We start from the raw sequence: 24781 nt of genomic DNA on the forward strand, positions 1-24781 counted from the left end.
ATCTAAAATCCAATTCCCAATCAGCCAAGCCAAATTCCTATCCAACTACACGAATCGGTCCTTCTGTACTACCGCTCATAAACTGACGAATCACTTGATTGTCGGTTTGATCGATTTCATCAATATAACCTTGCCATTGCACTTTACCCTCATACAAGAACACCAGTCTATCAGCTGTACGGCGAATCGTGCTGTCTTGGTGTGTCACAATTACATATGTATTACAAATTCCTTCTAAACAATGTAATTGGCGAATCAAATCTTCAATTACGGTTGATGCAATTGGATCTAGTCCCGCCGTAGGTTCATCATAGAGCAAAACCTGGGGATGGGATTGGGTATCTTCTGGGTTGTACATAATTGCTCTGGCAAAACTTACCCTTTTACGCATCCCCCCGGAGAGTTCGGAGGGGTATCTATCACCAGTTCCCCCTAAACCGACCATTTCTAAGCGTTGATTCACTAAATCACGAATTCGCTGACGGGGTAATTTCGATTTCTGGTACAGCAAAAATCCCACATTTTCATCGACTGTGAGGGAATCAAATAGAGCTGCTTGTTGGAACACCATCCCAATCACAATCGGGTCGTTAGCATCTTCAATTAATCCCTGGCGTTTTTTCCCAGCAATATAAATTTCCCCTGCATCTGGTGCGATTAATCCAGCAATAATCCTGAGTATGGTTGATTTTCCCGTTCCACTAGGACCAATAATGCAAAGTGCATCACCCTTATAGATTGTCAAATCGATATTATCCAGCACCAAATTCCGACCAAATGATTTGGAAATTCCTTTAAGTTCGATAATTGGTACTTTGTTGGTTTCATTCATAATCAGTTTGGTGGGGAAAATTATCTGATTTTGGATTTTGGATTTTGGATTACTCTTCGGTTGATCCGCACTACGTGCGTCTATGGATTGTGGTTCATTGCATAAATTTAGATGGGTGAAAAAAGGTATTGCGCTAGTTTACGACAACCCTGCGGGTATAGCGCCTTCATCTTAAAGCTTTTTTGTGGCTCAAGTCACTACTAGGAACCCCTCAAAATTACTAGTTTGTCCCAGCGCATAGGAGAGTGATTTGAAAGTGATTAGTGGGACTTATAGCGTTTTACTTTGGAGTTGAGACCTGACGGGGAGCGGGGGAAGAAAATGTATCAACATTTGATGGAAATGGTACTAGTACAGGTTGACGGACATAAACCGAGTATTAATTAGTCAGAACTTTTATCTAGTGACTATGCTCTGTGTGGTCACTCAGTCAGCGAGGGCTACTTACTGCCTTGATTCACGAGGTCGGAACCTCGTAAGTTCCGCACCCACGCGGAGCATGGGTGCGAGGGAAAACACTTTCCCTACATTTCACAAGGGAGTGATAAGCCTTGAGTAATGGGTTAATTTTCCTACTACTCCCCTGGAGACGACCCACCGGGTCGTCTCTACTCCCCGCTCCCTACTCACTGAAAGCTTTAGGAGTTTGTGAGAAATCCGGGTTTCATGGGTTTTGGTGTAAACATTATTACATGTAGGCTATTCCCTGATTTCCCTGTATTCCTCCAGTATGAATCAAAAGGAGGCGACAATGGCGAAAAAAACCCTGTTGAATTAAATCGATGACACCGTAAAACATTTTTGCTGTGTAAATGTAATCTAATGTTATTCCCTGGGTTTGGGCAAATTCTTTTTGAAAATGTAATAATTCCTGATTAATTTTGCCATAGCCACCAAAGTGGTAATCACAAACTAATTGCCAATTTAGACTTTTATCGCCGGGTACGGGTAAATTACTGGCTAAGTATTGATGAAGTAAGTCGTTGATTGCGGATTTTAAATATTCCCCTCCTTTGAGAACGGGAAATCCCATTACTTGTTGATTTTTGACGGTTGACAGGGTAATCCCGACTAATGTGGTGGCTGTGCCACAGGCTAGACAAATGATATCAAATTGCTCTGTTGTTTCTGTCTTGATTTTTGCCAATATTTCTGTACAGCCTCGTATTCCATCTAGATTACAACCCCCTTCCGGAATGATAAAAATATCACCAAATTTAGCTGTTAATTCCTGATGAAAAGCTGGAGTGTGTTTTTGTTTGTATATTTCCCTACTGACATACACTAGCTGCATTCCCTGACTTTGGGCAAAATCCAAGGTGGGATTTAAGGGTAAATGTTCTTCTCCGCGAATAATACCAATGGTGGGGAGGTGAAATAATTTTCCTGCGGCTGCGGTGGCGTAGATATGATTTGAGTAAGCTCCACCAAAGGTGAGGATTTTGCCGCGAAAGTGGGGACAGGTTTGGGGGTGATTTAAATCTAGGTTGATTGATGAATTCTGGGGACAATTTTGGCTAATTGCTGTTTGTAAATTGTATTTGAGTTTGAACCATTTGTTGCCACTGACTAAGGGATGAATTAAATCGAGTCGCAACACGAATAATTCAACGTGATGCTGGGTAGCACTGGGATGGTGGATGGGCTGGATAAGTAACAATTTTAGCTTTAGCTGAGAGTATCAGTGGAAATATTTTTTGCTTGTAACTTCGCTAATAACTCTTGATAGCGATCACGCTGTTGTGCTAACTCTTGTAAGGCGGCTTCTTTGGCTTGCCGTTCAGTTTCTGCTCGTTGGTATTCCTGTTCGGCTCGCTGACGCTCCTGTTCGGCTCGTTGATATTCCTGTTCGGCTCGTTGACGCTCCTGTTGCCGCAATTGATCTAATTCAACGGGTGTTAAAAATTTTTGTCCAGATTCGGAAAAAATTTCTAGGGTATCGGCTGTCAGTTGAAAGCGGATTTTTAATCGTGGACTGACCCACCCATCGATTTCTTCGATGACTTCAAAGCTGTTTCCAGAGCGCAACAAACCGTTTAAATCGTTTTTTTCCGGGTCGTAAATATAATATTCCTCCACCCCATAGCGTTCGTAAAATTGCAATTTTTTGGTCATTTCTTTCAGGGTATTACCAGGGGATAAAATTTCAAATACCACCTGGGGGGGGATATTATCTTCTTCCCACTGCAAATAGGAACCCCGTTTTCCTTTCGGTCTACCAAATACTACCAGGGTGTCAGGAGCTTGTTTAATATTCGGATTTCCCTGAACTGGATACCAAAATAAATCTCCAGCAACAAAAACATCAGCTTGGTTGGCAAACAGAATTTCTAGATTCTCTTTAATTTTGACAATCCATGTAAACTGTTCCGTATTGTCTGCCATTGGCTGTCCGTCGCTTTCTGGGTAGATGATTGTATCGGTGGTTTCTGGTGTGATTTGCTGTACCATGACAGTACCTCCAGTTGAGAGTTTTCTCTTGACTTTGCCCCTGTTCGTGCTTGCTTGTAAATAGGGAACGAGGAATAGAATGTAAGGGAAATCAAAACTAATAGTTTTTTATATTTTCTAGGACATCACGTATATATGTACTACTAACCTTGTCTTAAATAATACCAATTTGAAAAATAATTGTGACAAATGTGTATGTGATACTAATGGTTTGTCAAATATAGAATAGGAATTACGCAAGTGTCACAAAAATCTTGATTTTTTGTTTGTAGTCAACGCGTATACCGTTGAATTTGAGGACTAAATTCCTCACGACGAACTTCAAATAAGATGCCTGTTACGTAAGTCATGAGTAATCCAAAACCTGATTACTCAACAACTTCATTGATGGGGAAGCGGTCGATTAACTGCATTGCTCGATAGGCGTTACGGTAGAGCGCGTCACTCAAATTGGGAACATGGGGGATTTGGGAAAGTAAATCAAGGGTACGTCGGAGAATGCGGACGACATCACCTTCATCGAGGGTAGTGCGATCGCATAATTCTGTCCATTCCATCCCTAAAGCCCATTGTTCTACGAGGGAAATCAGGTTAATATAGCGATTTTCTAAGCCTACAGGTAAAGCAACCCCATGTCGATATTGAACTTTTAACACGGAACGGCGAATATTACGTAGTTGTGACCAAGCAGCATCGGCTGCTTCCGATAATTGAAATTTGACCTCACTGTCGGGACGGGGTGTTTCTGTCACCATTGCCGCAACGACTGCGGCTAGGTGTTGGGGGTCTAGATAGTCCAGTTGTCCACTTGCTAAAACTAACCCTAACCACAGTTCGTTTTCTCCGCGAATTGCGGCTGCAATCTGACCGAGGTCGGTGGGGACTAAATTTTCATCCAAGCATTCAAACCACTGTAAAATCGAAATTAAGTTCATAAACTCGTCCCAATATCTTTGGGACTGTTTCTCGACATTGGCTCGCAATTCGGCGATTTCTTCAATGAGTTCGTTGGCTCGATTTCTGCGCTTGAATAGGGTACTGGGGTTTCCACTTTGATGGAGAGGATGGGCTTCAATTTCTGCCTGTAGTTTGGCGACTCGATGTAACTGTTCCACAACTTCCGGTGGTGTGTTTGCGATCGCGTCTGTGTTGGGAATTTGGGCGGCGATTTCTTTGGTAACGATGTCTCCCCGTCTGGATTGTCCCGGTTTTAGCGGCATTTGAGCCGGTGGTAGGAGGTTTTCGGGTATATCTAAGCGGGGTATTTCCGCGTATAAGTCCACTACATCTCCTGTAGTGGCTACGTACCAACGGTTATCATTCCCTAAACAAACTAAATAGGGTGATATTCCCGAACCTTTGGTTTTACCAATTAAAACGGCAGTAACTGGGTTGGTGACGGTAATATTTTTACCCTTCAAACTCAAAATCGTTCCCGATAACGCAAATTGCAGCAACATACTAATATCTGCTTGCCGGACTTGAATCGCTTGTTCTTGAAGTGTTTTTAACAACTGCCGTTCTACTTTCATCCGCTGACGCAATTTTTCGTAGCTGGCAATTTCCGCTTCTTCGATGGTGGCGATTTGGGTTTCTAATTCCCCTAATTGCCGTTCCAATTCACGGATATACTCCAGTTGGGGACGGAGGTGGAGGTTGGCAATATACTGTCCAAAACTACGTTCTACTAATGCCTTGGCTTCCTCTAGGGAATGGGTTTGCAGCAAGTTTAACACCATCCCATAGCTGGGTGTAAACTGACTAACTAGGGGGTCGGCTTTGGATGTGGCTAGGTAGGCGGCTTCTTTGGCTCCCTCAAAGGGTGTTTGTAATGTCACCACATGGCCCTGTTGATCCATACCCCTGCGTCCAGCCCTACCGGCCATTTGTAAAAATTCAGACGCATTCAACAAGCGATGTCCAGTATCGGTTCGTTTCGATAAACTGGATATAACCGTCGTCCGGGCTGGCATGTTAATCCCGGCGGCTAAGGTTTCGGTAGCAAAAACAACTTTAATTAGTCCCTGCTGAAATAGTTCCTCCACCAACACTTTCCAAGCGGGTAAAATTCCCGCATGGTGAGCTGCTATCCCTCGATACAAAGGCGCAATTTGCCCAGCCCTACCTGCATCCGGATTCCGAGCAAGAAATTCATCGATTTGTCGGCGTAAAATTTGTGACTCCTCGTTATTCACCAACCAAATATCACCAATTTCTTCGACGGCTTTATCGCAACCCTTGCGACTAAAAATAAAGAAAATTGCTGGTAACATGTCCCGTTGATACAGTTGGTCAACCATAAAGGCGACACTGGGAGCTTCGGGACGGGGTGAACGACCCTTATTGTTGTCTCCGCGACGTTTGTTGCGTTTCTGAATCAGACGGGGGTTAATTTTGGTTTTTGATTCATTTAGCAGAGGAAACAACCCTTTGGGATTGCCAAAGTAAAACTCTAGGGGAACGGGGCGAAAATCGGAATAAATTAGGTCCGTTGGACCATGAACGTAATTGAGCCAATCAGTTAACTGGTCGCTGTTGGCGACGGTAGCGGATAAAGCCACAAGTTGAATCGAGTGGGGACAGTAAATAATTGATTCCTCCCAAACCGTTCCCCGTTGTCGATCATTCATATAGTGGCACTCATCCAACACCACTGCTTCCACATCCACTAAGGAAATACCCACCTGACCGATGGGTGTGCCGTACAACATATTACGAAATATTTCCGTGGTCATCACCACTATGGGTGCATCCCGATTAACTGAGACATCACCAGTTAACAATCCGACGCTATCAAAGCCGAATTTCTCACGGAAATCGCGCAATTTTTGATTAGACAGAGCCTTTAAAGGAGTTGTATAAAAAACCCTCTTACCCCGTGCAAGGGCGCGGTAGATGGCATATTCACCGATTAAAGTTTTACCTGACCCAGTAGGCGCGCAGACAACTACCGACCGTCCAGCATTCAGGGAAGCGATCGCATCTAGCTGAAATTGGTCGAGCGCAAACGGAAATATAATATTCGGGTCAACATCGTTCGAGAATGCAGGGTTGTTCACTCAATATCTATAGCAATCAGACTGCTTTAATAATAATTCCAATCATTAATCGGAGTTTAAGAATATTTTGCCAAAAACGTCTGTCTCGGACAAAAATTTCTCCCCCTTTTAGTGATTTGCTAATAATTATATCGGAGCCAGCAAGTTTTAACCTGAATCTTTCCCTGCTATTTACTCTCGATTATACATTTTCGCCGAGAAAGTAATTAGGGGATGGGAAAACACCCCTGGTTGGGAATTCATCTGGGAACACTCAGGAAGCAATGTCTGGTCAAAAAATAGGGAGTAGGGAGCAGTCCGGGATGGGAGTAGGAAGAGCTACTTTCTTGTTTAGTTATGTCTCAACGACATGGGGGATTAATTGGATTCTGTCACGAAAACTACAATTAAACTGCATAAAACACCAAAAACGAACCTATTTACACTCAGAACCATAAATACTAAAGATTAATCAACCATATTATGATGCATAGAATACTCACGACTTCCCTGGTGGGAATTAGCTTACTTATCCTGACTACAAGCAATTTAGTATCCACTCAAAACGCTCAAGCTACAACCTATGGTCGCCGTAATCCCACCGATGTCATTCTACCAGATTGGCAAGGCCGCTGGAATTGTAATTTGGATGGACGTAATGCGGTTTTAGAATTGCGTTTGGGGGATTTAGTCAGAGATCATGGTGACGGTACACAATCAGTAGTACACGGTGTGAAAATTGTCGGTCGCATTCGCGATAATGGGGGAGCTTGGGTACCCGTGGAACAAAGAAACTTCACACCATCCGATTTGGCTTCCTCTCGCCGTGACCATATGTTACCTTTACGCTACAACAATCAAGATAACTGGATGCTGATGATGCACACCTGGAATCGTAGATATGCCAGTGGTTACACAACTTGGAACGGTATACCTTTTGGATTCCAGTGTCAAAAATCTTAGTTTTTACCCCATAGAGTTGGAACGCAGCCATTGACACTCCCCTCCCCTTAGCCCTATCCATTACCCGGATCTTTCTTAACAAAAAGTAAAAATACTTAAAAGAAGACGAAAGGCTTGATAGGTATAGTTTTGAGAGAGGAAAGATAGGGTGTAAAAAATGGAAAAATGGGCAGCAAGGGAATTGAAGCACTTGGATTTGGGAGATAAACGGCGAAACAAGCGTTTGATAAAGATGGTAGAAGATTTAGCAGCACAACCAACATCGAGTGTACCTCAAGCATGTGGGAGCGTAGCAGCGACAACAGCAGCATATGATTTGTGGAGTTCGCCGTATATAAAACCATCAGATATAAGCAATGGACATATCAAAAGTACAATCGAAAGGGCAAAAGAACACGAGATAGTATTAGCAATACAAGACACAACAAATATGGATGTAACAAGTCATCCAGCAACAGAAGGAATTGGATATCTAGACCAGAGAAAAAGTTTAGGATTAAAAGTACATTCAACGTTATTATCAAGCATAAAAGGAGTTCCACTGGGAGTAATAGACCAACAAGTATGGTCAAGAAATATCGAAGATTTAGGAATAGCAAAAACACGTAGAAAAAGACAAACAGAAGAAAAAGAAAGCCAAAGATGGTTGGAAGGGCTAGAGAGAACAAATAAATTACTACCAGAAAAGATAAAAATCATAACAGTAGCAGACTCAGAAGCAGATATATTTGATTTATTTAATCAGGAAAGACCAGAAAATAGCCACTTACTAATCAGAGGAACTCATAATAGAAAAGTTAGCCATACAGCGAATTATCTACATGAGGCGATCAGGTCAAGTCCAACTCAGGGAGAAGTAGAAGTCAAGGTAAGAAGAAATCCAGAAAGACCAGAAAGGATAGCAAAACTAACAATTAGATACGAAACAGTTGAAATAGAAGTACCAAAAAATAAGCTCGGGCGTTCGCTTTGTAAACCAGTAAAACTACAGGTGATATTAGCAGAAGAAAAGAGTCCACCATCGGAGATAAAACCAATCAGTTGGTTATTGTTAACGACATTGGAAATTAATAGCCTTGAAGATGCGGTAAAATGTGTTGAATGGTATACATATCGTTGGTTAATCGAGCGTTATCACTATACATTGAAAAGCGGTTGTCGAATCGAGGAATTACAACTGGAGACAGGAAAACGCCTATCAATGGCATTAGCGACATATTCGATTGTGGCATGGCGATTATTATGGTTAACTTACCAAGCAAGGGATAATCCAGAACAAAGTTGTGAAACGGTTTTAACTACAGTTGAATGGCAATCTTTATGTGTAAGTGTGAACAAAAACCCAATTCCACCAGATCAGCCACCAACATTAAGAGAAGCTGTACGAATGATTGCTCGACTAGGTGGTTTTCTGGGTCGTAAAGGTGATGGGGAACCTGGAGTCAAGACGATTTGGAGAGGGTTACGACGATTGCACGATATCGCCGTAACTTGGAAGCTAGCCCATCAAATCTAAATGCATACTTTCTGAGTTTTGTCTAATCTTAATGCTTAATCCCTCTACTGAAATCATTTCTATAATCGCTTTTCAGACTTTGTTAAGAAAGATGTGACTAATGGATAGCCCTTAGCCGAGGGGATTCTGTAATCTACCTCGCCACTTGCTCCAATAGGCTTTCGCCTAAAAGAGTAGCGGTAACAAGTCCTACAGCTTGACTTCGGGGATGCCCTCCCCTAGCTTGTCTTGCAAGATTTAAAATGATTAAAGTCAGTAAAGGAGTCGCCCCCTCTACTGCTCTCCAAAACGGAACGTGACAGTTTCCCGTCATTCCGCTCCTCAGTAATACAGCACTTGTCATGTGTACGTCATTACCAACATATCATTAACCCAAATATAATTATTTAGGTCAATCAGTGGCTTCGGGTTAGCACTGTTACAGCTAGATTTATTCCCAAGACTGCCATCCGTAGCCGTCTTTTTATCGTGACAATGCCGATGGAGTAATTGCCAGTTTTTATATTCATCTTTTCCCCCTAAGGTTTTCGGGGTGATGTGGTCTATTTCCATGACATCTCCATCTTTGAAGGTTAATCCGCACCATGGGCATTTTCCTTTTTGCTTTTTGAGTAGTATTGCTACTCTAGTAGGCATTTCAGGATGAGAACCCATTCTTGTACGCATTTGGCGATGTCAGCATCTAATACATACTTTGCCTTTTGATTAATGGCTGTGTATATTGCTGCTATCGCATCATGGCATGAGCGTCCCGGTCTAAATCCATACGAGTTGGGTTCAAAAATGCCCTCCCATTCTGGTTCTAGAGCCATCTTGACAAGAGCTTGTACTGCTCGGTCGTACATTGTCGGTATTCCTAAAGGTCTTTTCTCCCCGTTGGGTTTGGGTATCCAAACCCTCCGTGTTGGTTTAACCTTTGCCCCAAGTTTGAGATTCTCTACCAAGTCAAGACGTTCTTTAGGAGTTAATGCTTTTATTCCATCCACTCCTGCGGTTTTCTTCCCTTGGTTATCTTGGGTGACACGACGTACTGCGAGTGTTTTTGCACTTCGGGACTTCATCAGTGTTTTTTGGAGCCTGCGAACTTTCTTGACATCTCCACGACTAGACGCTCTGTAAATTTGTTTTTGTAGCTTATAAACCTTCCGTTCTAACTTCTTCCAATCCGTTAGTTCCCAACGAAGGAAAGCATCCGTTTCTTCCGAAGATAGGATATTAGGTTGGTCACATCCTACAGTATTCTTTCTTGAATCTGTTTTAGGCATATCTACTACTACTCTCAACTTTACACTCTGTATTACCGTGAGTCCGTCTGCATATCTCTGCTATTACCACAGAGCGTTCGCTTCTGACTCAATCTCTTCCACCAATAGCCTGCTTTACCAGATGTTTCGTCTTAGCTGACTACTCAGGTTATCGACCAATCCTGAGAGCTATAGGTGGATTACTTCGTTCCACATAATCTTTGGTTTGTCCACTATAGGATGATACTCTCCATCGAGTTTTCGGGTGACGCTGTTAAGTCGATTTAAATCCTCTTAACTCCCTAACTATTGCCCTTTTGGGACTCCCAGTGTGTCATCCTTATTTCACTGGTTTGCAGTAACGATGGTTCAGACGTATCTTTGCTTACGCTATCCGTATGGACTTGCTCACGGGCTTTGGGTTAAGGTTACCCTCTGCTTTCCGCTTTTAACCCCGCTTTACGGATTGATGGCTAGTCTCTACCGTAGGGGTTATGCTTTCACCTAAGCGTCTTAGGGATGAGACTTGAACTTTCTAGGATACTTGTTCTCACTCATAAGATTATGTAGTTGTCATCTCCAAAGGATTTAAGTGCGTACTCAACCTATTGGTTACTTTGGAGAGCCAGTCGTCCCCCGATTTCTCGGTTTAGACTGAACGAATCGCACTAGCATGGCTGCATTTGTATCTCTATCTAACTCGCACCCACAAGCACAAACATGAGTGCGAGTTGAAAGGGATTTTTTCACAATCCGACCGCAATTTGAACATTTTTGCGATGTGTAATGTGGTTGCACGCTGATTGCTAATTTACCAAATTTACCAGCGAAATACTCAATCCACTGCCGAAAAAGATACCAACTCGCATCAGAAATTGATTTCGCCAAGCAGTAGTTTTGAAGTAGATTTCTAATCTGTAAGTCTTCATCGGCTACTAAGTCGTTAGATTGGAAATCGGATGGATTTCACCCGACCTTAAGCAACACCAAAACCACTCAACAGGCACATTTTTGGAGTGTGAAAACCAACGGTATATTTGTTTTTATCAACTACTCCCGATTCCCTACTCCCTACTCCCAAGAAACCAGCTTGTTAGGTATTAAAATCGACTTTTAAAGCCAAAATAATTTTACCAATAAATGATTAGGCTTGAATTCTGAACATCAAAATCCAGCCAAAGGGTCAATTGCGTAGGAATCGGATGGGGTGGGTTGGGATTTGAGGTAATTCAAAAAATCAATCAATTCATTTTCATCTAACAGGGTGCGTCCACGTTTTTTGTAGGTTTTAATTAAATAATCCCGTCCCTGTTCCGGTGTCCAACCTAAGCGCTGCATTTCTACATCGGTTTGAGCAATAATTCCCGATAAATCAACGGGTTCGTTTTTCTTACGTCCGCGTTTACTCGCTGCTGGGGTTTTGCTTTCCGACTTAGGTTGGCTGATAGCTTCTGTATCGGTGACGGGATTGCGGGGAGCAAAGGGAGTGACGTTACTGCTGGGATGCTCGAAATTAAGGATTGGTTGTTCTGGGTTAGATGGTGCTTCTCCTTGGGGAGGATGGGGGGAAAGGTGAGATTCTGGATTTAGAGGTATGGTTGGATGTTGCCTTGTTTCGGGAGGGAAGTTGGTTGGCGATAGGTTGAAATTATTAGTTCCTACTGGTTGACTTGGTTCTGGGAGCAGGGTTTGTGTTGGTTGCTCCACAGGTGCAGGTGGAGAAATTTGCTGTTGTTGATGCTGGTTAATTACAAAGGATTGATTTTCAGGTGATTTATCGCTGTTTTTTGTAACTTGAGGTATCTGTTCTAATTGGGGGGTATTAGGTTGGGTGGGAGTGGGTTTGGCTGCGGTTTTGGACTCGATAGTTTGACTTTTTGGCTGAATTTGTTGTGCGGATGTAGGCTGGGAAGCAACAGAAGTTAATTGATTTGATGGGGGATTTAAATTATTTTCCCTTGGGGAAATGTCTATTGGTAATACGGAAATCGCCCTTTGTCTAGCTTGATCTTCGGCAACCTCAATAGTTTCCGCCGCAGCCATACCCGTTGCCCGAATTGTACCTTCAATTTCAATGCTGGCACGAATAATATATTTGCCATGATAAATTTGTATTAGCTCAGATGTTAAGCAGGCTGTGGGGTACAAACGCTGAAATTCTTGCAACATAGTGACTCAATTTTGGATTTTGGATTTTGGATTTTGGATTACTCTTCGGTTGATCCGCACTACGTGCGTCTATGGATTTTGGTGGAATCTAATCTGCTTTCCTGTCTGTGGTTTTTGGGAGACGCGACATGTCGCTTCTGTACAGGGATAAGGGAATTGCTAGAGACGCGACATATCGCATCTGTTTATAACGACAAATATACCCTTTGAGGCTATTCCCTGTCTTCAATCAGTAATTGATAAGGTATTGATTGACACTTGACCAACATCCTCTCAGGGACGGTGCAGGGAGTATTTCGGCTTTTGGGGTAAGGGAAGGGTGTGATCAGGTCTTTAGTAATGGGTTGATTTTCGTACTAATCCCTACTTCCGTCACGGACTTACTTGAAAGGGAGTGGGAAGTAGGGAGTTGTGAGTAGGGAAAACCATTTTCGTTGGTTCTGGTGTCAACATTAGATATAGGCTGCTCACTGAAAGTTTTGGGAATATTTTGAATTTTGGCTACAGTTGAGTTATTCCCCAGAAAAGGGATTTCCCCAAGGGTCGGAACTGATGTGGCTGAAAGAATAAATCTTCCAGTAAACTTTCCCTGATGGATTTGGGACTTGGGATGAATTTTCGTGTAATGTGTTGGCGTGTCTGTGGTTTCATGTATTGGCTTGATTGTGTTCTAGTACTAGGATAATGCAATAGTACTGATTGTAGTCTATGCAATTGGCAAATGTTTTTAAGTTACAATGCAAAAAATCTCCGTATTTGTCGTACTAATGCTATACTAATTACTCGATTTACTAGATTTGATATCCAGAAATATTTTCTGGAAGTACGCTATAAATCTACAATAGTGAAGTAATGGTTCCACCTCACTGCTTGTTAGCTTGATAAACGGATTGTTACCGATTCTACATGTGTGACGAGCAAGTTTACAGGCAATATCTCGGAGTGAAAATTCTGAGTATGTATGATGACGTAAAAGTACCTTCGGGCTAGACAATTTAACACCTGTAAATTTCTCTCTGCTAGAAGCCGTGCGCAGCGCGTCTACAGAAGGTTATCTGGGGATTGTCTAATCGCAAGAAATCCCTGTTGTGCTTTTGCTACGCATTGAGTGATTTCCGGTTGGGGGCGTTTAATATCAGGCGTGCTTGTTGCGACTGAGGTTGTCCGAAGTTACTTGATAACTCGCAGGGAAAGGAAATTGCTAGGGATGGTAGAGGTTTGCTCAATTTCGGGTTGGCTGCCCGAAGGAGTGCAGTCTAACTGCTTTAAAACTTGTGCCGAACTGTAATGACCGAGTTTTCTATAGAACGTACTGCGTGTATTCGGTTCCGATGGTAAATACAAAAGAACCAATTTCAATCCCAAATTAGATGATGTTTTGACCAAAGGTCGGTTCACTGCATGGAATTTTCAATCGCTACACTCCTTGCCAATTTCACCGATGATAAATTGGTAGCGCGTAAACTGCTGGAAAAAAAACTGGGTTGCGAAGATGAGGAAAGTTTACAAAAACTCCACATCGCTTTGGAGGTCTTGGAAAAAATTGGGCTTTTAGTCAAGGAGCGGGGTAAATATCGCCGCGTACCGGAAGAGGAGCTAATTGAGGCCAAATTGCGGTGTTCGAGTAAGGGGTTTTGCTTTGCAATTCAAGACACAGAAGGCGCAGAGGATATATATATTCGCGAGAGTCATTTAAGTAATGCTTGGAATGGCGATCGCGTGTTGGTCAAGGTACTCAAGGAAGGAAGCCGTCGCCGCTCTCCGGAGGGTGAAGTGAAGTTAATTTTAGAACGTTCAAATCACACCTTATTGGCGCGGATCAAGCAAGTAGAAACTGGTTTTCGGGCGGTTCCGTTAGATGATCGCCTATTGTTTGAATTAAAGATCCAAGATCCGGATGTTGAGGTTTTGTCAGAGGCTATTGACCACTTAGCCCATGTGGAGGTATTGCGCTATCCCTTAGCCCAGTATCCTCCGGTGGGACGGGTGGTGCAGATTTTAGGTAGTGATGCGGAAGCGGCTGCGGACATTGATTTAGTGACTTGCAAGCATGACCTTTCCCGTACTTTTACGGAAAATGTGTTGGATGCAGCTAGTAAATTACAGAAAAAAATCCTCAAAGCCGATTTAAAAAACCGGATTGATCTGCGATCGCAATTTATGGTTAGTATTGCGATGGCGGATGATGGAGTGCTGGAGAATGCTTTGAGTTTGGAAACCCTGTCTGATGGCAATGTCCGGATTGGTTTCCATATTAGCGATGTAGCTCATTATGTTCCTCCAGAGGAAGCGTTAGACCGGGAAGCTTTGAAACGGGGACGTTCGGTTTATTTGGGGGATTTAATTTTACCGATGTTTCCGGAAGCGGTGACGGAAAGATGTGGTTTGCTTGCAGGTTACGACCGTTTAGCTTTATCTTTCCTGATTGATATCGATCCGCAAACGGGGGAAGTTGTGAGTTGGGAGGCCACACCCAGTGTGGTCAAAGTAGACAAGCAACTGACCCATGCCCAAGCAAATGCTATCTTTAACGGTACAGCCCGTAAAACTAAGGATACGGGGGAAATCCTGGAAATTTTGTCCACCCTACATCAGATTAGTGGAGTATTACAAGCCAAACGGTTTAAACGGGGTAGTTTACAATTAAATTTACCCCCAGCAAAAAATCCCTACAATGACGAGGGCAGTTTGGGTTGTGTACCCAAAACTGATTCGCCAGTACAAATGATGATGACGGAGTTGGTGTTACTGGTAAATCAGTTAATGGCAGAACATTTGAGCATTTTGGATGTGCCAACGATTTGGCGTGTACAAGGCGCACCTGATGGGGAAGATGTCCAAGAAATGTTGAAATTGGCGATGAATTTAGGTGTGGAGTTGGTGCTACCTGAAGACATCGATATTCAACCCCTTGATTATCAACATCTGACCCGTTTATTTGCCGAGTCTGCATCTGAGCAGGTGTTGACCTATCTCTTGCAAGATACCCTCAAACCAGCCGTCTATAGCACCCACAAAGGACCCCATTTTGGGTTAGCCTTGAGCGAAGGGTACATACACTTTACCTCCCCTTTGCGTCGCTATCCCGATTTGCTGATGCAGCGCATGTACTATGCATTGCTAGAACATGGACGCGATCGCCGCAATACCCGTGTGAAGGAACGGATCAATTTGCGTTCTTCTAGTTGTCACACAGAAGAAATCAACTGGAATGTACTTGCACCGGAATTGCACCAGGAATTACAAAGTGACCTGGTACGGGTAATTACCCAACTCAACGACCGGGAAAAAGAAGTTCAAGAAGCCGAAGCGGATTTAGCAGGTTTGCAACGAGCAGCACTGATGAAACAACGCATTGGCGAAGTGTTTAACGGGGTGATTACGGGTGTCCAGTCCTACGGTTTCTTCGTGGAAATTGAAGTCACTCCCGAAGAAGGACAAAACTCAAATTCTGGAAAAGAAGATGGTGATCCAAGCAATACCAAACCTTTGCGGGTAGAAGGACTTGTCCATGTCAGTTCCCTCAAAGACGATTGGTACGAATATCGAGCGCGTCAACAAGCCTTGTTTGGTCGCAAAAATCGCGCTTCCTATCGCTTAGGCGATCGCGTCGCAGTCCAAGTTAAAAGTGTTGATTACTATCGTCAGCAAATCGATTTGGTAACGGTCAGCAGTGATGGTACACCAATCATCGACAAGGATTATAATCTCCACGAAGAAGTTGATATGTACGATGATGATGATGATTTAGATGACGAAGGATTCGATGATGACTATGAGGACGAATAAACCTTTGTCGAGGAATTAACTAACCCTGAAGGCGCAAATTTATGCGCCTTCATTACTTGTAGATAGAGTAAGTTGTAATTAGGGAGTAGCCATCTCGAAAAGAAACTGTTTGTGCGTCTACATGTAGGTGTAGTCTTGTCGCAGAGAACTGCGTACACCACAACCGATAAAAGTAGTTATTTCCCACTACCCACTCACCACTCCCCTGCATCAAGCGAGACCCTAATTCTGAATTCAAAATCCATAGACCCATGTAGTGCGACATCTAGAAGAGTAATCTCAAATCCATAGACGCGTTGGCGAAAGCCATTCCTTTAGGCTAGCGGATCGACCGAAGAGTAATCCAAAATCCAAAATCTAAAATCCAAAATCCATCAACGCAGGTAGTGCGACTTCTCAGAGAGTAATCTCAAATCCAAAATCCAAAATCCAAAATCCCAAAAAGCAAGTGTCTAATTCCCATCTACCCCTAATTATCGGTGTTACCGGTGCATCTGGATTAATTTACGCCGTCCGCACCTTAAAATATTTGCTCGCAGCTGACTATACAATTGAGTTAGTCGCATCAAAATCAACCTACATGGTTTGGCAATCAGAAAACAAGATCCGAATGCCTGTAGAACCAGAACAACAGGAACAATTTTGGCGACATCATGCAAATGTACCAATCGCCGGGAAACTGCGCTGTCATCCTTGGGGGAATGTGGGTGCAAACATTGCTAGTGGATCATTTCGGACTTTAGGAATGATGGTGATTCCCTGTAGTATGAGTACGGTTGCGAAACTTGCCAATGGATTAAGTTCTGATTTACTAGAACGTGCGGCGGATGTACAAATAAAAGAGGGACGTAAACTAGTTCTTGTACCTCGTGAAACCCCTTTTAGTTTGATTCACCTACGCAACCTGACCACCCTCGCAGAAACAGGTGTACGCATTGTTCCGGCGATTCCAGCTTGGTATCATCATCCCCAATCCATTGAAGATTTAGTCGATTTTGTTGTCGCGAGGGCTTTAGATCAGTTTGAGATTGATTGCATCCCCATAGAACGCTGGAAGGGAAACGAGGAGGGGAGAGGAAGCGGGGGTAATGGGGAGCAAGGGGAGTAATACCGTTTTACTTACACATCCTGTCTTCTGAAATCCAAAATCCAAAATCTAAAATCCAAAATCCAAAATGGCTGTGATTCGCTTAGTTTTAATTTTTGTTGTCATTGGTAGTGTCACCCTGCTGGTGATACAAAATTTTTCACCATCCCTTGCGATTAAGTTTTTGGGTATGCGATCGCAAGCTCTACCTTTTTCGATCTGGGTTTTAATCAGTATTGTGGCTGGTGCGCTCACGTCTTTAATAATTAGTAGTTTATTACGCCTTAGCAGCTTTAAAATTGGCGGAAAACAAGAATCCTTCACTCCACCAAGTCCTCCCCGTCCTCCCCAATCTCCACGGGAACGAGTCGCGACGAAAAACCCCAGTCCCCAACCAGATGTCGAACCTAGAGTCAATCGGGATTTAGACGAGTGGGAACAAACTGCAAGCGAAGATTGGGATTTTGAGGATGATGTGGTTCAGGAAATTGGAAAGCGCGATCGCCCTCACCAAACCCCCAAAACAGATTATAGTACAAATGTGCCGAGGGATAAACATCGGAATACAAGAGATTTCGATGATGATCTGGACGAGGATTTGTTTACACCGGATCAACAACAAACAAGCAAATCACCCGCAAAACCCGGTTCGGACTCGACCTATTCCTATAACTATCGCGAACCGAAACAAACTGGGGTGGGAAAAACTGAATCGGTCTACGATGCTGACTACCGAGTTCTAGTTCCACCTTTTTATCCCAAATCTGAACAACAATCACCACCCGATAATTATCAGGAAAATAATCAAAATAACCCAGATGATGATTGGGGTTTTCTGGATGAGTTGGATGGGGAAGATACTAAAAATACAAAGAATGAATGAGAAGAGGGGAGAAGGGAGACAGAAAGGGGAAAATAAAGCTACCATTCAAAATGACTGAAAAGCTGACTACACATACACTTTAAATTTATTTTGCCCTTTGCCTTTTTGTACTAGTTCCTCACAACTCCTTTGACTCTACTTTTGCGCAGTTTCTAGTATTTCCCGTGATTGCTGCTTTACTTGTCCCATCATTGCAGCTTCCTGTAGCATCATAAATGCCTGAAAATCCTCCTGATCATAGGGGTTAGCGAGCATTTTTCTCAGACTTTCCTCTGCTTCTAAAGTTAGATAACCTTTTGCTAAAGCCACTTTGACCACATCACGAATCCGAGTCATGGGTTCACTCCTCAAACTGTCACATATATTAATATCTGTTGGCCAATGACAACATATGCAGATTCCGGAAATCATAATTCACCTAATGCGATTGCCATCTGACTTGCTCTACATTCGACCTATCCATAAGCTAGAACCTAAACTAATTGAAAGTCAATACTGACAATGTTTTTAACCTTTTATACGTTACAAAACAAAATATCAAGTTAGGGTTCGCAGCAGATTATTGGTTTTTCGGAGATATGTTGTTTAAACTTTTCCGGCTAGCTCAAAACTGTTTTTACGACCCTATTCTGTTTGTATTCTGCTGTCAGTTCTGTTTTGGTTTTACTTATGAACAAGTCTGTTAAAATTAATCACCTACCTCTGGTACATTTTTATTGCCATTGTCTATAATTACACCAACTTCCCAGAGGAGAGTATTGGTAATGCATATTTGTGAATCCATGTTTTTGTTTTTATTGATAAATTTACTGACTATTTTTTTAAATTTCCATTAAATTTTAAGATACCTAAGTAATAATTCTTAAGTCACCTAACGATAGTTATTAAATTCGTTATAAATTTACTGTTCATTTATTCGGTCTTCATGAAAAAATCGTTAATATATTGCAGTATATACAACATTGTGGGTGGAAACACGCAATGCGTATAATTGGTGGATAATCTTTGAAAAGGCGACTCAAGATACTGTTTGCCGATTTTCGTTTGCGCAGGTCTTGTATATGATTACGTTGTTATACGTAAAATATCAACAGGTAAAATTAATATAAAAAATGGAAATAACTGATACTAATCAAACTGGAGAAGAATTTGTCGAAGCAAATAATAGCTGGGAGTTAGAAAAGTTATATATTGATTTGGCATCTGCGAAGGGGAAAGCTCTCACTCCTGTAGAGAAGAAGTTTCTGCGCGGATTATTATGTGGTTTTAGTCCAGCAGAAATTGCCAATACGGTTTACAAAAGTCGTAGTAGTAGTACAGTAAGGGTTTACTTATCCAATGGATTATATAAATATATCGAGGAAATGCTTTCCAACCTAGCTGGGAAAACAGTGAAGGTAAAAAACTGGAGTCATGTCACCCATTTATTGGAAAAAGCTGGTTACAAAAAAGCTTGGTTCCCAATGGAAGCATCTCAAAATTCCTTGACCAATTATCTTCCGGATTCAGAAGCTGAAACTATGAAATCTGGTGAGTTATCCCAGTTTGATTGGGGAGAAGCAATCGACGTGACAGCATTTCATGGTCGGGAAGAGGAGTTAGAGCAAGCTCATCTTTGGATAGGACAGGAGCAATGTCGATTAATATTGATCTTGGGAATGGCTGGTGTGGGGAAAACAGCTTTTTCGGTCAAGTTAGCTCAAAAGGTACAGGGGGAATTTGACTGTTTGATTTGGCGATCGCTGCGGAATGCTCCTCCGTTTACAAGCATGTTGACGCAGCTATTAAATATTCTGGGTGCTGAAAGTGAAGCAGTGCTATGGGATGGGGAAGATGGGGGAATTTCCCTGTTAATGGAATACCTGCGAGCAAAACGCTGTTTAATTGTATTTGATAATCTCGATGCAATTTTGGCTAGCAGTCATCCAGAGGTGTGGGACGATAAGGAGGAATATACAGGAATTTTACCCCAAATTAAATATCGTCCGGGATATGAGGGATATGGAGAGTTAATTCGACGGGTAGGTGAATCAACCCACCAAAGTTGTTTGTTGGTGACAAGTAGAGAAAAACCGGAAGCGATCGCAGCTTTGGAGGGGGATAGGTCTCCTGTTCGCTGCTATAAGTTAACGGGTTTAAATGGGGATGAGAGCTTGCAAATCCTCCGAGCAAAGGGATTGACCCAGTTAAGTGATGACGAAGCCAAGGTTTTGATTGACTGGTATGGGGGGAATCCTTTATTTTTAAAATTGGCTGCCACGGCGATTAATGAGCTATTTGCCGCCAATATTCACGAGTTTATCCAGCAGGGAACGGTGGTATTTGGGGAAATACGCGCTGTTTTAGATAGTCAATTTCAACGACTTTCGACCCTGGAAACCCAGATTATGTACTGGTTAGCCTTAAATCAAGATTTTTTGTCGGTACGCAAACTCCAAAAAGAAATTACTCCCCGGGTTTCCCAACGGGTAATTCTCGAAGCCATCGAACTACTACAAAGGCGATCGCTAATTGAAAGCTTCACTACCAGTGTTTGCCAAAATCCGGTTTTAATTGAATATATCGCTGAACGCTTGATTGAGGAAAATTTTTTATTGAGTCAACAACAAGCTAACTCCTTGCTAGTTAATCAAACCATGTTTGAAGCTCATTTGAAAAATTATATCCGCGAAAGCCGTTTACATCAAGCAATTTAATTTAGGGAGTAGAGAATAGGGAGTAGGGAGTAGTAGGGAAAAACCACTTTTATTGGTTGTGGTTAGAACTTACATAATGCAAAAACTACATAACTATATGTTGATTATCGAAAATACGTTGTTTCATGCTTTTATCAATCATTCTGGATGAACAATGTCAACAGTACATGTAGACTACTCCCAATTCCCTACTCCCGACTCCCGGAAAACGATAGTTTACATGCTCCACCAAAATGGGAGAAAATGATTGAAGGTGAATCTAAACAAGAATAAACGTGATAAGTAACGGATTGCAAGGACTAAACCTGTACCTAGTGGGAATGATGGGTGTTGGCAAAACCACCATTGGTAAAGTGTTAGCGGAAAAATTCCACTATCGATTTGTAGACACAGATGATGTCATTGTTCAAGCTACGGGAAAAAGCATTAACGAAATTTTTCGCCAAGATGGAGAAGCTGCATTTCGCTCCGTAGAAAAGAATGTCCTTGCTCAAGTTAGCACCTATACCCAAATGGTGGTAGCGACGGGAGGTGGTATTGTCATGTACCAAGAAAACTGGAGCTACATGCACTACGGCTTAATAATTTGGCTGGATGCACCAGTGGAACTACTGATACAACGACTTGCGGAAGATACATCTCGCCCCTTGTTGCAGGATACCAATCCGGAAGCAAAATTGCGATCGCTCCTCCAACAACGACAACCCATGTATGCTCAAGCGGATTTACATATTCCCATCTCTTCCCAAGAAACACCAACACAAATCGCCGATAAAATCCTCACCCAGATTCCTAGTGTCTTGAAAAGTACTGATAATCGGGAATCGTTGAATTAAAATTTAACCGAAAAATTGGGTTTAGAGCCATGTCCTTCTAGGACAGTTTTATGCTAAGTTGATATTGGTTTGAATTTCCCGAGTGGGCGGTAGTGAATGGCTCAATTGAGTTGAACCCTAGAACTCGAAAGTCGGCATTAGAGACAAAAAGGTATGGTAGCGAAAACCTTGTAAAACATAGCGCAGTCGCCGATAAACAACGGTGAATGAAAACAAGTAAAAGCTTTTGTCGTCAGACAGATAGGGTCGGGCATACCCGAATCTTCTCTGAAATGGGAAAACCCTTGCTCAGTGATTAGCTCAAAAATCCTTGCACTTCTAGGACGAGGAGTGTCAAAGACATAAAAACCAGGATGCTGCTGAATTTGGGTATAAATTATAATTATTTACAATTTGTATTAAAACCAAAATCATTGTAAAGACGTAGCATTTCTACGTCTCTACTTTAAATCCCCCTCCACAGATACTTATGTAAATTTATTTTCCCCTTATCATTAAATTCAATACCTTCCTCCTCCAACAAAACTCTTTGGGTTTTATCCGCACCGTTACGTAGAGGCGAGTAGGAAATTTCACCTTTATAATTAACAACGCGATGCCACGGTACATCTGTAATACCTAAATCCACCCGAAATAGGGCATAACCGACAACTCGCGCTTTCCCTGCTAAACCCGAAAGTTCCGCCACTTGACCATAGGTGGCAACTTTACCGTAGGGGATTTTTCGGACGACTGCGTAAATTTTTTCGTAACTGGACATGGGGACATAAAGGATACAGGATAAATCTGTTAACAGTTAACCGTTAAAAGTTAAATATTGATTTGTGAACTAATCCCAAATCCATTGGTTGTTTTCGTAGTTTTACGGCTGGAACTGGGAATAATAGGTGAAGATAGTTACAGGTTATACCAATTTTCAAATCATCCCCAGCCTCTTGTCTTACCGCTACGCGTCTGCATGTAGACGCAGCCTTATCGTAGACAACTTTTGTACACAACCAAACCATGAAAAACTCATTCCCGTACAGACGTGACATATCGCGTCTCTACACCCTATTCCCCAGGAAGAATATGACACATGGCATAAACAAAATCATGATACAACAAGGAATTCCCAATCTCAAATCGATAGATGGATAGGGGAGCGATCGCAGGATAATTCAAAATCCAATTTAGGGTATGACATCTGATTTCCGTATTTCCTTAGCCATTACATATTTAAAGAAAACATAATGGCAGTAAGAACAAAAGCAAATAGACTGGGGTGAGTTTCACCTGATTCCGTGATGATACTTAACCGACATTTCTGATGAGTAAGTGATAAGCATAGAGTAACGGGTTAATCTACCTACTACTCCCTATTCCCTACTCCCCACTCCCTATAACTTTTAGGGGTTTGTTAGAAATCGTGGTGAAACAAGTGTCATTTTGGTGTTATCAGTACCCTTAATTAATCCTCACTACTCAGGCTAATTTTCGCTTTTTTCTTTATCCTGGAATTCTACCAATATCTCATTACTTCACAAACGGCGATCACAATTAGCAACAGAGGCGATAACAGGTTAATGAATACCGCAGAACTGCTAGTCAAATGCCTAGAAAACGAAGGTGTACAGTACGTTTTTGGGCTTCCTGGTGAGGAAAATCTCCATGTTTTAGAAGCACTCAAAAATTCCTCCATCAAGTTTATTACAACTCGTCATGAACAGGGTGCAGCGTTTATGGCGGATGTCTACGGACGGTTGACGGGAAAGGCAGGTGTGTGTCTTTCTACTCTCGGACCGGGGGCGACCAATTTAATGACGGGTGTGGCGGATGCTAACCTGGATGGTGCCCCACTAGTAGCGATTACGGGTCAGGTGGGAACAGACAGAATGCATATTGAATCCCATCAATACTTGGACTTGGTAGCAATGTTTGCACCCGTTACTAAGTGGAATAAACAAATTGTTCGCCCCAGTATTACCCCGGAGGTGGTGCGCAAAGGCTTTAAACGAGCAGAAACGGAAAAACCGGGGGCTGTTCATATTGACCTACCAGAAAATATTGCCGCGATGCCCGTGGAAGGAAAGCCACTGCGGATTGATAAAATGGAGAAGACCTACGCGTCTTTTGCTAGTATTCGAGCAGCAGCAGCAGCAATTTCCCAGGCTAGTAATCCCATTATTTTAGTGGGAAATGGGGCGATTCGGGCCCATGCAAGTGATGCTCTAACCCAGTTTGCCACCCAGTTGAATATTCCGGTGGCAAATACGTTCATGGGTAAGGGGGTAATTCCCTATACCCATCCCTTAGCTCTATGGGCAGTTGGTTTACAGCAACGGGATTTTGTGAATTGTGGGTTTGATAACACCGATTTGGTGATTGCGGTGGGTTATGATTTAATCGAATTTTCGCCGAAAAAGTGGAATCCGGACGGTAAAATCCCCATTATCCATGTGGGTGCGAACCACTCGGAAATTGATAGTAGCTATATTCCCATAATTGAGGTGGTTGGGGATATATCGGATTCCCTCAATGAAATTTTAAAGGTGGCTGACCGTCAAGGTAAACCTACTCCCTATGCTTTGACTTTACGGGACAATATTCGTGCTGATTATAAACAGTATGCAGATGACGATAGTTTCCCGATTAAACCACAAAAATTAATCTACGATTTACGCCAGGTGATGGGTCCAGATGATATTGTGATCTCCGATGTTGGCGCTCATAAAATGTGGATTGCTCGTCATTACCATTGCCATAGTCCCAATACCTGCTTAATTTCCAATGGGTTTGCCGCAATGGGGATTGCGATTCCCGGCGCGATCGCTGCTAAAATTGTTCATCCAGACCGGAAAGTTGTCGCTGCGACGGGTGACGGTGGCTTTATGATGAATTGTCAAGAGTTGGAAACTGCTTTGCGGGTTGGTACGGCTTTTGTCACTTTGATTTTCAATGATGGTGGCTACGGTCTAATTGAATGGAAGCAGGAAAATCAATTTGGTCAAGGTAATTCTTCTTTTGTCCATTTCAATAATCCTGATTTTGTCAAGTTTGCTGAAAGTATGGGTCTGAAGGGTTATCGGGTGAATGCAGCCACTGATTTAATCCCTATTCTCAAAGAAGCTCTCGCTCAAGATGTCCCCACGGTCATTGACTGTCCTGTTGATTACCGGGAAAATGCTCGCTTTACCCAAAAGTCAGGTGAGTTAAGCTGTACTACTTAGCACAGAGGGTAGGGATTAGAGACGACCCACCGAATAGTCTGTAGGGGACAAATTAGAGACGTAGCCTT

17 protein-coding genes and 1 pseudogene are annotated in these 24781 nt (G+C 42.5%); 8 read left to right on the forward strand and 10 right to left on the reverse strand.

Annotated elements, in window-relative coordinates:
• Positions 1-37: 37 nt before the first annotated feature.
• The 4 genes from CDC37_RS15385 to CDC37_RS15400 form a co-directional block, all read right to left on the reverse strand.
• Complete coding sequence (locus CDC37_RS15385) at positions 38-832, reverse strand: ABC transporter ATP-binding protein (protein ID WP_096622898.1); 795 nt, start codon at positions 830-832, stop codon at positions 38-40.
• 688 nt (positions 833-1520) lie between these two features.
• A complete protein-coding gene (locus CDC37_RS15390; RefSeq protein WP_096622900.1) occupies positions 1521-2492 on the reverse strand; it encodes a 1-aminocyclopropane-1-carboxylate deaminase/D-cysteine desulfhydrase in 972 nt (323 codons plus the stop codon).
• Positions 2493-2500: 8 nt separating this feature from the next.
• Positions 2501-3283 carry a Uma2 family endonuclease gene (locus CDC37_RS15395; RefSeq protein WP_096622902.1) on the reverse strand — a complete coding sequence of 261 codons (783 nt, stop codon included), beginning with the start codon at positions 3281-3283 and terminating at the stop codon, positions 2501-2503.
• 368 nt (positions 3284-3651) lie between these two features.
• The gene (locus CDC37_RS15400; RefSeq protein ID WP_096622904.1) at positions 3652-6342 is read right to left on the reverse strand and encodes a DEAD/DEAH box helicase; all 2691 of its coding nucleotides are present in this window, start codon (positions 6340-6342) and stop codon (positions 3652-3654) included.
• Between the two features lie 462 nt (positions 6343-6804).
• Between CDC37_RS15400 and CDC37_RS15405 the strand changes: the two genes are divergently transcribed.
• On the forward strand, positions 6805-7284 hold the full coding sequence (locus tag CDC37_RS15405; RefSeq protein ID WP_096622906.1) for a DUF6006 family protein: 480 nt from the start codon (positions 6805-6807) through the stop codon (positions 7282-7284).
• Between the two features lie 157 nt (positions 7285-7441).
• The gene (locus CDC37_RS15410; protein ID WP_096620005.1) at positions 7442-8800 is read left to right on the forward strand and encodes an IS4 family transposase; all 1359 of its coding nucleotides are present in this window, start codon (positions 7442-7444) and stop codon (positions 8798-8800) included.
• A 339-nt stretch (positions 8801-9139) separates the two neighbouring features.
• Here the strand turns inward: CDC37_RS15410 and CDC37_RS24960 are convergent, their stop codons facing one another.
• From CDC37_RS24960 to CDC37_RS15430, 4 genes and pseudogenes are all read right to left on the reverse strand, one after another.
• Positions 9140-9436, reverse strand: a complete 297-nt coding sequence (locus CDC37_RS24960; RefSeq protein WP_231943073.1) for an HNH endonuclease — start codon at positions 9434-9436, stop codon at positions 9140-9142.
• Entirely contained in the window at positions 9421-10065 is a 645-nt protein-coding gene (locus CDC37_RS15420) for a reverse transcriptase N-terminal domain-containing protein (protein WP_197707015.1), read from the reverse strand. Before CDC37_RS15420 ends, CDC37_RS24960 begins: the two co-directional genes overlap by 16 nt.
• Positions 10066-10656: 591 nt before the next feature.
• A pseudogene (locus CDC37_RS15425) lies at positions 10657-10995 on the reverse strand (RNA-guided endonuclease InsQ/TnpB family protein); the annotation flags it as partial.
• Between the two features lie 213 nt (positions 10996-11208).
• Positions 11209-12213, reverse strand: coding sequence for a hypothetical protein (locus CDC37_RS15430; protein WP_096622910.1), 1005 nt, complete (start codon positions 12211-12213; stop codon positions 11209-11211).
• A 1401-nt stretch (positions 12214-13614) separates the two neighbouring features.
• Here CDC37_RS15430 and CDC37_RS15435 point away from each other — a divergent pair.
• The 3 genes from CDC37_RS15435 to CDC37_RS15445 all read left to right on the forward strand — a co-directional run bounded on the left by CDC37_RS15435 (position 13615) and on the right by CDC37_RS15445 (position 17972).
• A complete protein-coding gene (locus tag CDC37_RS15435) occupies positions 13615-16002 on the forward strand; it encodes a ribonuclease R family protein (protein ID WP_096622912.1) in 2388 nt (795 codons plus the stop codon).
• Positions 16003-16450: 448 nt separating this feature from the next.
• A complete protein-coding gene (locus CDC37_RS15440; protein WP_096622914.1) occupies positions 16451-17110 on the forward strand; it encodes a flavin prenyltransferase UbiX in 660 nt (219 codons plus the stop codon).
• 67 nt (positions 17111-17177) lie between these two features.
• The gene (locus tag CDC37_RS15445) at positions 17178-17972 is read left to right on the forward strand and encodes a hypothetical protein (RefSeq protein ID WP_096622916.1); all 795 of its coding nucleotides are present in this window, start codon (positions 17178-17180) and stop codon (positions 17970-17972) included.
• A gap of 135 nt (positions 17973-18107) precedes the next feature.
• On the opposite strand, the gene CDC37_RS15450 is transcribed toward CDC37_RS15445, so the two are convergent.
• A complete protein-coding gene (locus CDC37_RS15450) occupies positions 18108-18308 on the reverse strand; it encodes a hypothetical protein (RefSeq protein ID WP_096622918.1) in 201 nt (66 codons plus the stop codon).
• 776 nt (positions 18309-19084) lie between these two features.
• On the opposite strand from CDC37_RS15450, the gene CDC37_RS15455 reads away from it, so the two are divergent.
• Together CDC37_RS15455 and CDC37_RS15460 are read left to right on the forward strand one after the other, a co-directional pair.
• Positions 19085-20668: an NB-ARC domain-containing protein gene (locus CDC37_RS15455; RefSeq protein WP_096622920.1), complete on the forward strand. Its 1584-nt coding sequence runs from the start codon at positions 19085-19087 to the stop codon at positions 20666-20668.
• A gap of 278 nt (positions 20669-20946) precedes the next feature.
• Entirely contained in the window at positions 20947-21504 is a 558-nt protein-coding gene (locus tag CDC37_RS15460; protein WP_096626276.1) for a shikimate kinase, read from the forward strand.
• 445 nt (positions 21505-21949) lie between these two features.
• Here the strand turns inward: CDC37_RS15460 and CDC37_RS15465 are convergent, their stop codons facing one another.
• The gene (locus tag CDC37_RS15465; RefSeq protein WP_096622922.1) at positions 21950-22264 is read right to left on the reverse strand and encodes an MGMT family protein; all 315 of its coding nucleotides are present in this window, start codon (positions 22262-22264) and stop codon (positions 21950-21952) included.
• Between the two features lie 805 nt (positions 22265-23069).
• Between CDC37_RS15465 and CDC37_RS15470 the strand changes: the two genes are divergently transcribed.
• The gene (locus tag CDC37_RS15470) at positions 23070-24713 is read left to right on the forward strand and encodes an acetolactate synthase large subunit (RefSeq protein ID WP_096622924.1); all 1644 of its coding nucleotides are present in this window, start codon (positions 23070-23072) and stop codon (positions 24711-24713) included.
• Positions 24714-24781: the final 68 nt, after the last annotated feature.

Origin of the sequence: Calothrix sp. NIES-3974, assembly GCF_002368395.1 — a bacterium.
In the GTDB taxonomy this organism is placed as follows: Bacteria; Cyanobacteriota; Cyanobacteriia; order Cyanobacteriales; family Nostocaceae; genus NIES-3974.

Excerpts from the sequence above, each read along its gene's own strand:
- CDC37_RS15385 (WP_096622898.1), bottom strand. The coding sequence starts at position 832 with ATGAATGAAACCAACAAAGTACCAATTATCGAACTTAAAGGAATTTCC.
- CDC37_RS15395 (WP_096622902.1), bottom strand. The coding sequence starts at position 3,283 with ATGGTACAGCAAATCACACCAGAAACCACCGATACAATCATCTACCCA.
- CDC37_RS15405 (WP_096622906.1), top strand. The coding sequence starts at position 6,805 with ATGATGCATAGAATACTCACGACTTCCCTGGTGGGAATTAGCTTACTT.
- CDC37_RS15410 (WP_096620005.1), top strand. The coding sequence starts at position 7,442 with ATGGAAAAATGGGCAGCAAGGGAATTGAAGCACTTGGATTTGGGAGAT.
- CDC37_RS24960 (WP_231943073.1), bottom strand. The coding sequence starts at position 9,436 with ATGCCTACTAGAGTAGCAATACTACTCAAAAAGCAAAAAGGAAAATGC.
- CDC37_RS15420 (WP_197707015.1), bottom strand. The coding sequence starts at position 10,065 with ATGCCTAAAACAGATTCAAGAAAGAATACTGTAGGATGTGACCAACCT.
- CDC37_RS15430 (WP_096622910.1), bottom strand. The coding sequence starts at position 12,213 with ATGTTGCAAGAATTTCAGCGTTTGTACCCCACAGCCTGCTTAACATCT.
- CDC37_RS15435 (WP_096622912.1), top strand. The coding sequence starts at position 13,615 with ATGGAATTTTCAATCGCTACACTCCTTGCCAATTTCACCGATGATAAA.
- CDC37_RS15445 (WP_096622916.1), top strand. The coding sequence starts at position 17,178 with ATGGCTGTGATTCGCTTAGTTTTAATTTTTGTTGTCATTGGTAGTGTC.
- CDC37_RS15450 (WP_096622918.1), bottom strand. The coding sequence starts at position 18,308 with ATGACTCGGATTCGTGATGTGGTCAAAGTGGCTTTAGCAAAAGGTTAT.
- CDC37_RS15455 (WP_096622920.1), top strand. The coding sequence starts at position 19,085 with ATGGAAATAACTGATACTAATCAAACTGGAGAAGAATTTGTCGAAGCA.
- CDC37_RS15465 (WP_096622922.1), bottom strand. The coding sequence starts at position 22,264 with ATGTCCAGTTACGAAAAAATTTACGCAGTCGTCCGAAAAATCCCCTAC.
- CDC37_RS15470 (WP_096622924.1), top strand. The coding sequence starts at position 23,070 with ATGAATACCGCAGAACTGCTAGTCAAATGCCTAGAAAACGAAGGTGTA.